General features: G+C 68.1%; 9 protein-coding genes. 1 reads left to right on the top strand and 8 read right to left on the bottom strand.

Annotated features, from left to right (window positions below; all coding sequences use genetic code 11):
* Positions 1–272 precede the first annotated feature (272 nt).
* The 4 genes from G447_RS0108010 to G447_RS0107995 are packed head-to-tail and all read right to left on the bottom strand — an operon-like array spanning position 273 to position 3,563.
* A complete protein-coding gene (locus G447_RS0108010) occupies positions 273–569 on the bottom strand; it encodes a ferredoxin family protein (RefSeq protein ID WP_026430672.1) in 297 nt (98 codons plus the stop codon).
* Positions 570–597: 28 nt separating this feature from the next.
* Positions 598–1,896 (bottom strand): FAD-dependent oxidoreductase, encoded by a 1,299-nt coding sequence (locus tag G447_RS0108005; protein WP_005867767.1) that lies wholly within the window; start codon positions 1,894–1,896, stop codon positions 598–600.
* Between the two features lie 15 nt (positions 1,897–1,911).
* Positions 1,912–2,784: an electron transfer flavoprotein subunit alpha/FixB family protein gene (locus G447_RS0108000; protein ID WP_034476741.1), complete on the bottom strand. Its 873-nt coding sequence runs from the start codon at positions 2,782–2,784 to the stop codon at positions 1,912–1,914.
* A 17-nt stretch (positions 2,785–2,801) separates the two neighbouring features.
* A complete protein-coding gene (locus G447_RS0107995; protein ID WP_026430670.1) occupies positions 2,802–3,563 on the bottom strand; it encodes an electron transfer flavoprotein subunit beta/FixA family protein in 762 nt (253 codons plus the stop codon).
* 122 nt (positions 3,564–3,685) lie between these two features.
* Between G447_RS0107995 and G447_RS0107990 the strand changes: the two genes are divergently transcribed.
* The gene (locus G447_RS0107990) at positions 3,686–4,318 is read left to right on the top strand and encodes a TetR/AcrR family transcriptional regulator (protein ID WP_005867780.1); all 633 of its coding nucleotides are present in this window, start codon (positions 3,686–3,688) and stop codon (positions 4,316–4,318) included.
* On the opposite strand, the gene G447_RS0107985 is transcribed toward G447_RS0107990, so the two are convergent.
* From G447_RS0107985 to G447_RS0107970, 4 genes are all read right to left on the bottom strand, one after another.
* Positions 4,276–4,953 carry an MBL fold metallo-hydrolase gene (locus G447_RS0107985; RefSeq protein ID WP_026430669.1) on the bottom strand — a complete coding sequence of 226 codons (678 nt, stop codon included), beginning with the start codon at positions 4,951–4,953 and terminating at the stop codon, positions 4,276–4,278. The two genes, G447_RS0107990 and G447_RS0107985, sit on opposite strands and share 43 nt — an antisense overlap.
* Positions 4,954–4,955: 2 nt before the next feature.
* Entirely contained in the window at positions 4,956–6,293 is a 1,338-nt protein-coding gene (locus G447_RS0107980; protein ID WP_026430668.1) for an MFS transporter, read from the bottom strand.
* 124 nt (positions 6,294–6,417) lie between these two features.
* On the bottom strand, positions 6,418–7,293 hold the full coding sequence (locus G447_RS0107975; protein ID WP_026430667.1) for a MaoC/PaaZ C-terminal domain-containing protein: 876 nt from the start codon (positions 7,291–7,293) through the stop codon (positions 6,418–6,420).
* 28 nt (positions 7,294–7,321) lie between these two features.
* Entirely contained in the window at positions 7,322–8,833 is a 1,512-nt protein-coding gene (locus tag G447_RS0107970; protein WP_243442340.1) for an AMP-binding protein, read from the bottom strand.
* Positions 8,834–8,891: the final 58 nt, after the last annotated feature.

Genomic DNA, 8,891 nt, shown 5'->3' with positions numbered 1-8,891 from the left:
CTAAGTGGCGCAGCAGCGGCTGAATCCCGCAGTGCGGTGTACGAAGGCGCACAAAGCACCGACAAAGACGCACCCCGGGCCACCCCGCAATCAACCGCCCGGAAACGAGGCGGGCCTCGGACACGAAGGCCCCGGCCCTCCCCGCAAGCAACCGCCACGAACACCACGGGCAGTTGCGCGCAGGGGCGCGCGAACAGTGGGGGGGCGGGAGCGCTGAGCGCTCCCGCCGCCGTGACCAGGTGGGGCCCAGGGCCCCGCCTTCGTCGTCCGATTCAGCCCTCGCGGAACATGATGCCGAAGCTGCCGCGCGGGTAGTGCCACTTGAGCACACCCTTCGGCGCCACGGCCAGGCAGGTCCCGCACTCCAGGCACGCCGCGTACTCGACGCCGATCGTGCCATCGGCCTCGACCGAGTACACGTGCGCCGGGCAGATGCGCTCCAGCAGAGGGCCGGCGCCCAGCCTGCGGGCCAGCTCCTGATCGACCTCGATGTGGGATTCCTCCTCATCCAGGTTGTAGGTGTTCCCAGCCAGTCGAGCAGGGACGCTTTCAATGACGAATCCAGTCATTGCTCCGTCCTCCTTTCAGAAAGTGCCGTCACAGGGCGCGGACGCCCGCCAGGACATCCCCCGCGATATGCGTGAGTTTCAGCCCCGACGCCTTGAGGGCGTCGAATCCGACCTTGCGCATATGGCGCCTGGGCTTCAGGTCGTGGTTGAAGATCCCGTAGAACACTTCTGCGGCGAGCTTCCCGTAGTCCGTGTACATGCGGGGGCGCTCCAGGAAGGCCGGGGCCTTCGCATAGGTCGCCATGTCCTTGCCGACGAAACCGGAGTCGAGCAGGCGCAGGTACGCGTCCATCGCCTCCTGGCCGAAGTCCTTCTTGCTGAAGGCCCTGCGGATCGTCTCCGCCGCCGCGATCGCGGAGCCCGCCGCCAGGTCCATGCCCCGGATGGTGAGCCCCGTGTTGAGGGTGAACCCCGCGGCGTCCCCGACGATGATGAGCCCGGGACGGGTCAGATCGTGGGACGCCATCGCGGGGCCGTCCTCGATGGTGAGGTGGCAGCCGTACTCCAGCAGGGTGCCGTCCTCCAGGAGCGGGGCGATGGCCGGGTGGCGCAGCATGTGGTCGTGGACATCCGACGAGGACAGCCCCGACTTCTCGAGGTCGTCCAGGCGCATGACCACGCCGATGGAGACGGACTCCTTGTTGGTGTAGAGGAATCCGCCGCCGGCGACGCCCTTGGTGCAGTCTCCGACCATCGCGTAGGCCACGCCCTCGTCACCGCGGACGTTGAAGCGGTCCTCGAGGACCTTGCGCTCCAATCCGATGATGGATTTGACGCCGACCGCGAGGTGCTTCATGGGCTCCTTGGCGCGGATGCCCGCCTGCTGGGCGATGAAGGAGTTGACCCCGTCCGCTGCGACGACCACGTGGGAGCGCAGTTCGTCCTCGCCAGCGCGGACGCCGACGATCTGCTGGCCTTCCACGATGAGGGAATCGACCTTCACGCCGGGCATGACGGTGACCCCAGCCTCCTCGCACTGCTCGAGCAGCCAGGCGTCGAGTTTGGCGCGCAGGACGGTCACGGCGTTAGCGGGTTCGCTCAGACGCTGATCCCAGTAGTCGATGTTGACGTAGGAACCCTCGTTGATGAGGCTCACGCAGTTCCGGGTGATCCTGCGCTCCACGGGAGCGGCGTTCACGAAGTCGGGGAAGACCTTCTCCATGATGCGGCAGTAGAACACCCCGCCGGACAGGTTCTTCGATCCCGGCTCCGCGCCGCGCTCGATGAGCAGGACCTCCCGTCCTTGTCCGGCCAGGGTGTAGGCGCACACGGCGCCCGCCACGCCCCCGCCGATGACGATGACGTCGAAGTCGACTTCCTCGGACATGTTCGTCTTCTCGTTTCAGGACAGCGCCGCCGTGAGGGCGGGCACGACATCGTAGATGTCGCCCACGATGCCGTAGTCGGAGATCTGGAAAATCGGGGCCTCGGCGTCACTGTTGACGGCGACGACGATCTTGGAGTCCGCCATGCCGGAGGTGTGCTGCACTTGGCCGGAGATTCCGAGGGCGACGTAGACGTCCGGTGAGACGTGCATGCCGGAGACCCCGACGTAGCGGTCTTTGGGCATCCAGGCGGTGCCTTCGGCCAGCGGGCGCGAACAGGCGATCTCAGCGCCAAGGGCGTCGGCCAGGGCTTGGGCGAGGGCGAGGTCCTCCTCGGCCTTGAATCCGCGCCCGCAGGAGACGATGCGGCGCGCTGCGGCGAGGTTCGCGGGGCCGGAGCCCGAGGGCTGGACATCGACGACCTCGGCGCCCATGGGGGTTCCCTCGTGGGCCTGGGCCGCGGGGCCGTCGGCCTCCACCGCGGCGCCCCCTTCGAGGACGAGGACGGCGCCCTTGAAGGCGACGGTCTCATTGGTGAGGCCCCCGTAGCGGGCCACCTCGGCGCCCTCGGCACTGACGCTCGTGGCGCCGACGACGACGGGGAGCGCGAGGGCGGCCGCAGCGGCACCCGCGAAGGAGCGCTCCGCGGGCCGGTTCGCCGCGAGGATGACATCGCCCTTCGCGTCGGCGAGCAGTCCGGCGACCACGCCCGCGTAGGCCTCGGCGGGCACGTTCTCGGCGGTGGGGACGTGGATGACGCTATCGACGCCGCCGACGGCGGGGGCCGACGGGGCGACGGCGATGACGGTGGTGGTCCCGCCGACCGCGGCCGCGACCTCAACGAGGTTGGCGATGCGCTCGTCGGTGGTGAGGATCCAGGTGTTCGTCATTGTTCTGCTGTCCTTTCTCAGAGTGCGCCGGCGTTGCGCAGGGCGGCGACGAGCTGGGCTGCGGCGTCGTCTCCGGTGAACGTCTCGTTGCGGCGGGCCTTGGCGACCGGCTTGGAGCGGCCGGTGACCTCCAGCGCCGTGTCAACGGTGGGCAGATCGGCGACGGCGACCTTCTCGAGGGGCTTCTTCCCAGCGGCGAGGATGTCCTTCATGCCGGGGACCTTCACGTGGGCGGCGTCGGTGGCGACTGCGGCGACGACTGGGCCGTCGACCCTGATGGTGCGGGTGCCGCCCGCAGTGCTCTGGGTCAGTTTCCAGCCGTCGCCCGCGGCCTCGACCGCGACGACTTCCTGGAAGCACGGCCAGCCGAGGAAGCCTGCGATGAGGGTGGAGACGATCTTCGCGGATTCGTCGATGGAGGAGTCGCCCGTCAGGACGAGGCTCGCCCCCTCGACCTTGCCGACGAGCCCCGCCAGGGCGCTCGCGACGGTGGTGGCGTTCCAGCCTGCGGTGGCGTCATCGGCGACGACCAGGGCGCGGTCCATGCCCCTGGACAGCGCCCCCTTCTTCGCCATCGACGAGGCGACGGCCGACGTGCCGACGGAGATGCCGACGACATCGGTGCCGAGGGAATCGGCGAGGGTGCGCCCCACCTGCACGGCGACGGGGTCGTATTCGGAGATCGCGGCCTTGGCGCGCGACCAGTCGATGGCGCCGGAGGCGTCGACGGTGGTGTCTTGCGGGTTTGCTGCGTACTTGTACGCGACGATGATGCTCATCATCTGCCCTTTCTGCACGAGCGTGCTGTTGGTGGTCTGCGGGGCGTCCAACCCCTGCGGGATGCGAAGAGGGTCGCTTAGAATTACGGCATACGACCCCCCTTGCGGAAGGAGTGCGCGCGGTGACGCGTTTCGCGATTCTCAGCCCCGCCAAAGCGGGTCGGCCCCGCGATCCCCAACTGGAGGAACGCGTCTTCCGCGCTGCCCTCGACCTCTACGGGGAGGCGGGATGGGCGGGATTCAACCTGACGAAGATCGCCGCCGAGGCCGGGGTCGGCAAGTCGAGCCTGTACTCGCGTTGGAGCGACCGCGACGAACTGCTCCACCGCGCCTTCACTGCCCTGGTGGTCTGCCCGGGGCCCCGTGGGGACTCCCCCAGGGAGATTCTGGCCAACGAAGCGGACTTCCGACTCCGGGAGTACCTGGGGCCGAACCGCTCGGCTGTGCGCCGGCTCTTCGTCGAAGCGGGCAACGCCGAGAACCCGGTGATCTGGCGGATATACGAGGATCTGTTCGTCACCCCCCTGTCGGCCATCCACGAGCGCCTGTGGGAGTTCAAAGCCAATGGCGGACTGCCGCGCAACACGTCGGTGGTGCGCCTCCTCGACGCCATCGAGGGGAGCGTGCTGATGCGCACGTTCTGCCTGCCCGATGACGTTATCGGCTGCTTCTTGGAGAAGGTCCCGGACTACGTGGCCGACCTGGTTGACGATCAACTCCACCACCACGAGCCCTCGCGACAGTTGGACGACTGACCTGCGCCGCGCGGCGTGCTCCGGGCGATGCGGGCCAGCATCGGCCGTTCCGCCCCCAGAGTCGTCGCGCGCCCGTGCCCCGGGTGGACCGCGAGCGCGGCATCCATCTGGGCGAGGCGGGCGCACGAGCGCACCATGTCCGCGTAGTCGCCCAGGACGAAAGCCGTGGAGCCTATTGCCCCCGCGAAGAGCGTGTCCCCGCTGAAGAGGACCTGCTGGGCCTGGGAGAGCAGGCATATGCTGCCGGGCGTGTGCCCCGGGGTGCGCAGGACCTGCAGGGTGTCGCCTCCCCAGGTGATCGTGTCCCCCTCGTCCAGGGCGCGGTCGACGTGGTCGACCGTGTAATCGACGCCCTCCTCGTCGAAGCCGGAGCGGTGGACATCGGCGACCCCGTCCACGTCGTCGGCGCCGCAGGCGACCCAGCACCCGTAGTGCTCGACGAGCTCGTTGACCGCGCCGATGTGGTCGCTGTGGCAGTGGGTGAGCACGATGCCGATGACTTTCGCGTCCCCGAGCCACCGCATGAGCCTGTCCGGCTCGGCGCCCGGGTCGATGACAATGGTGCCCTCCTCGTTGGTGAGGGCGTAGCAGACGGCCTGCCAGGAGCCGACGGTGAGGTGCTTGATCGCGAACATTGTCAACGCCCCTTGAAGTCTGCGGAACCAGTTTCGGCCAGCGTGTAGCCGCGCGTCTCGGGCGCCCAGATGACGGAGACGACCGTGCCCAGGACGGAGATCGCCGCTCCGGCGAGCATCGTCTTGGCGAAGCCGTGCTCGGCCATGAACGAGGGCAGGATGTAGAGCGAGACGACCGTGCCGACGCGGCTCAGCGACATGGCGAAGCCCATGGCGGTCGCGCGGACCTCCGTGGGGAAGAGTTCATTGGGGTAGAGCCACTCGAGGTTGCCGGGGCCGCCTGCCAGGAGCGCGTAGGCGATGAGGCAGCCCAGGACCAGCCCGATTCCCGCGCCCGGGAAGAAGCCGACGACGGCCAGGGCCACGGTCATGCCGCCGAAGCAGGCGATGATGAGGGGGCGGCGACCGATGCGCTCGCACAGGTACATGGCCGGGAACGTGCCCAGCATGAAGAAAGTGCCGATGAGCAGCTCGACCAGGAGGGCGTTGCGCTCGTTGTCCACGCCGATGGCGCCGCCGATGATCTGCTGGCCGAAAGTGTAGAAGGCGAACATGGGGATCGCCTGGCACAGCCAGATGACGCCGATGAAGATGATGCGCCGCAAGTAGACGCCGCGCAGGACCTTCATGACCGAGGTCTTGGCGGCCTCCTCGGCCGCGGGCAAGCGCACGTTGGCGCCCAGGGTCTTGTGGACGATCGCCTGGGCCTCCTCGGCGCGGCCCTTCGAGACGAGCCAGCGCGGGGACTCGGGGATGTCCCACCGTCCCACGAGGATGAGGACGCAGGGGATCGCGGAGGAGGCCAGCATGTAGCGCCAGCCGTTGGACACGTTGTAGAGGGCGAAGCCCACGAGGGCGGCGACGTTGGCGCCCAGGTACCAGGCCGCGGCGATGACGCCCATCGCGCCGGCCCGGTACTTGCGCGGGGAGAACTCGGCGATCATGGACGTGGCGATCGGGTAGTCCGCGCCCACGGCCACGCCCACCAGGAAGCGCAGGACCAGCAGCGAGACGGGTTCCTGCACGAGGGCGCACAGGAGGGACAGGACCGCGATGACCACGAGGTCGATGACGAACATCTTGCGCCGGCCGATCATATCCGTCAGCCATCCGCCCACGGACGCGCCCAGGAACAGGCCGACCAGGGAGGCCACGCCCAGCATGCCCTGCCAGTGCGCGTCCAAACTCAGTTCGGTGCCCATCCTCAGCATCGCCACGCCGATGATCGACAGGACGTAGCCCTCCAGGAAGGGGCCGCCCGAGGAGAAGACGATGACGCGCTTGAGCAGCGGGGTCATCTCGAGGTCCTCAAGGTCGATGGCGTTGTTTCCGTCTGCCACGATGGTCTCCTTCCGTTTCTGAGCGCAGGATGTCCGTTGTCCGCCGAGGTGGCGCGGGAGGGGAGACGAGCGGTCCTCTCCCGCGCCCCGGGGGACTCGCGTCCCCTGCCCCCGTCGGGCGCTATCAGCGGTACTCGATGATGCCCCAGTTCAGGTGCGGCTTGGCGCCGGTCTGATCGACGTCGGCGTCGACCAGTGCGAAGCGCAGCTCGCCCTCCTTGACCTTCCACAGGCGGGTCGTCAGGGTGCTGCCCGGGTGGACGGGGGAGGTGATGCGGGTCTTGAAGCGGGTGATGCGCTCGGGCTCGCCGGGGACGAAGGCGTTGATCGCGTGGCGCATGACGACGCCCGCGTAGGAGATCGCGTGCAGGATCGGACGCGGCTCACCGTTCTCGGCGGCGTAGTCCCAGTCGATGTGCTGGGGGTGGTAGTCGCCGGAGAGGCGGTAGATGAGCGCCTGGTTCTCCGGGATGGTCTCCGTGGTCTCCACGTCCGCGGGGCGGTCGGGCATCTCGACAATGTCCTTGGGGGGCTTGGGGCCGCCCCAGCCGCCGTCGTAGATCAGGCAGTCCCAGGACTCGTTGGTGAAGAGCAGGTTGCCGTCCGAGTCGTAGGTGTCGCCGATGTGCTGGGCGAGCAGGCCACGGCCCTCACCGCGGTCGTAGAGGCCCTCGAGGCGGACCTTGGTCTCCAGGTGGTCGCTCATCTTCGTGATGGGGCGGTGGAAGGTGATGTCGAAACCCCAGTGCAGCGAGCCGGCGTAGTTGTAGCCGTAGTCGATGGTGCGGGTGACATCGGAATCGACGATCAGCATGGCGCCGAACATGGGGAGCACCTTGAGCTGGGGGTTGCGCTCGTCGTGCTCGTTGAGGTACTCGAGGCCGTCTTTGCCGTCGATGCCCGCGCCGCAGCCCAGCGCGAAGAGCTCCAGGTCGCGGAAGGTGTAGTCGCGCACGAAGGGCCCGAAGGTCTGGCCGACCATATCGGTGTTGATTGCCATTGTTCATTGTCCTTTCATGGGGTCGGATTCAAGAGTTCGCGAGAATGTGTTTGCGCACTTTTCCGTAGCTGCCCCGTGGGAGCCCGTCGACGAACTCCACGAAACTGGGCACCTTGAAGGCCGCGAGGCGGCCCGCGCAGTGGTCGATGACAGTTGCGGCTGTGAGCCCGGCGCCGGGCTCGGGCACGATGAAGGCTTTGACCGCCTGGCCCCGCACACCGTCGGGGACGCCGATCACGGCGACCTCTCGCACACCGGGGAGGTCTTCGAGAATGCATTCGACCTCGGCCGATGACACCGACTCCCCTGAGCGCTTGATGAGGTCGACCCGTCGGTCCATGAAGTACACCCACCCGTCCTCGATGTAGGCGTAGTCGTGCGTGTGGAACCAGCCGTCTTCGTCGAGGACCTCGGCCGTGGCCTCGGGGTCGTCCCAGTAGCCCGCCATGAGGCTCACGCCGGGGACTCCGCGGAGCATGATCTCCCCCACCTCGCCCTCGGGCAGCGCGTTCCCCTGGCAGTCGGCGATGCGGACCTCGTAGCCGGGGCCGACTCTGCCGATGGAGGGCCAGCGGCGCTCCCCGTGGGGAGGATCGGTGATCGCCCCGATGAGGCACTCGGTGGACCCGTAGTTGTTGAGGATAGGGACCCCGAAGCGCTCTTCGAAGGCTATCTTCTCCTGTGTGCTCAGGGGTAGGAAGTAGTGCATTTCGCGCACCTGGTGGTCGCGTTCACCCGGGTCGACGCTCTGGCGCAGCATGGTCGCCACGATCATCGCCATCCCCTGGACCAGGGTCGCGCGGTGGGCGCGCGCTTGCTTCCAGAAGCACGTCGCCCGGTAGCGCGACAGCATGACGAGCGTCGCCCCCGCGGTCAGCACCGGGGCCAGGGCCGAGAGCTGGAGATTCACCCGGGCCGCCACCATGGAGGTCATGTAGCGGTCCTCGGGGTTCATATCCAGTTCCCAGTTGACGAAGTTCCCTGAGAAGACGAAGTTCGCGTGCGTGATCATCACGCCCTTGGGCGTCGAGGTCGTGCCCGAGGTGAAGAGGATCTCGCACAGGTCCGCGGGCCGGACCCGGGGGTTGGACGTGAAGGAGTCAGCCTCGCGCGATGCCAGCTCCCGCAGGCGGGGAAGGCCGTTCCCGTCCCCGCCCACCGCGTCTGCCGCTCCCGCGACGAGGACGTCGTCGACGGTGCCGGGCAGATCGGAAAGGATGTCGGCGACGGCGCACGCTCGGGTGATGAGCGTGCTGGCCCGGCAAGTTCCCAGGATGTGACCCAGCTCGAAGGGCGCCGAAGTGGCGTCGACGGGCACCGACACGGCGCCCATCTTCGCCAGGGCCAGAGTGCACTCCACGAACTCGACGCAGTTGTCGAGGTGGAGTACCACCCTGCTCCCCTCGCCAATCCCCCTCGCAGCCAGGGCGTTGGCGCACTTGTTCACGGCCGCGTCGAACTCGCGGTAGGTGAAACGACGGATCTCGTGGGAATGAGCGTCCTCGAAAACGAGGAACTCGTGATCCCCCCTGTCTTCCACCTGCCGTTCCCACAGTTGGGGGACTGTGGTGCTCTCCGGCGCGAACTCCGAGCGGGTC

Source organism: Schaalia georgiae DSM 6843, assembly GCF_000429245.1.
Taxonomy (GTDB): Bacteria; Actinomycetota; Actinomycetes; order Actinomycetales; family Actinomycetaceae; genus Pauljensenia; species Pauljensenia georgiae.
This window is presented reverse-complemented; position numbering and strand designations above follow the sequence as displayed.

What these genes read in the sequence shown, in the direction of transcription:
- G447_RS0107985 (WP_026430669.1), bottom strand. Translation starts at nt 4,953, where the DNA reads ATGTTCGCGATCAAGCACCTCACCGTCGGCTCCTGGCAGGCCGTCTGC.
- G447_RS0107975 (WP_026430667.1), bottom strand. Translation starts at nt 7,293, where the DNA reads ATGGCAATCAACACCGATATGGTCGGCCAGACCTTCGGGCCCTTCGTG.
- G447_RS0108005 (WP_005867767.1), bottom strand. Translation starts at nt 1,896, where the DNA reads ATGTCCGAGGAAGTCGACTTCGACGTCATCGTCATCGGCGGGGGCGTG.
- G447_RS0108010 (WP_026430672.1), bottom strand. Translation starts at nt 569, where the DNA reads ATGACTGGATTCGTCATTGAAAGCGTCCCTGCTCGACTGGCTGGGAAC.
- G447_RS0107995 (WP_026430670.1), bottom strand. Translation starts at nt 3,563, where the DNA reads ATGAGCATCATCGTCGCGTACAAGTACGCAGCAAACCCGCAAGACACC.
- G447_RS0108000 (WP_034476741.1), bottom strand. Translation starts at nt 2,784, where the DNA reads ATGACGAACACCTGGATCCTCACCACCGACGAGCGCATCGCCAACCTC.